We start from the raw sequence: 576 nt of genomic DNA, 5'->3' as shown, positions 1-576 counted from the left end.
CTCCTCTCAAGGGAAAATAATCACCGTTTATTTTCCCTACACTGCATTCCGCCCCTTCGAATGGGAAAACCCAGAGTGCAGTTTGCTGAAAAGTGGTAGAATCCTGCTTCAATTCATTCAATATCCCCGACAGAAAAAGTTAAATAAGATATTGATTTGCCTTCTTGCCCAGGCAAGAATAAATAGATGACTTTCACATGAAAAAGGTGTACGATATGATATAGATTCATTTGATAAAATGAAATGCGATAGAAATAGGTGGATTCGATTGTTGAATTCTTAAAAGGGAAGTTGGTGTAAGTCCAACGCGGTCCCGCCACTGTATGTGCGAACGAGCTGTAAATACCACTGTGCGCTAGATGCATGGGAAGGTGCAGCGGAGTGATAAGCATGAGCCAGGAGACCTGCCTATTCTGTAACGCCAGCACTACGAGGATAGTCAGGTGATGGGTCTATATGGATGTATAACCTATTTACTGAAGCATCTTCACACTGTGTGGGATGCTTTTTTTAATGAATTTATTATTGGAGCATTCCTGTAATGAAGAAATTTGAGGTTTGAACAAAAAAGAGCCT

The 576-nt window shown here is 40.8% G+C and carries 1 riboswitch.

Features of this window, described 5'->3' with window-relative positions:
• Positions 1 to 239 precede the first annotated feature (239 nt).
• Positions 240 to 427, top strand: a riboswitch (cobalamin riboswitch).
• The last annotated feature ends 149 nt before the right edge of the window (positions 428 to 576 follow it).

This window comes from Oceanobacillus indicireducens, from assembly GCF_014647195.1.
GTDB lineage: Bacteria > Bacillota > Bacilli > Bacillales > Amphibacillaceae > Oceanobacillus > Oceanobacillus indicireducens.
The sequence above is the reverse complement of the archived record's forward strand: the minus strand, read 5'-3'. Positions and strand labels throughout refer to the sequence as shown.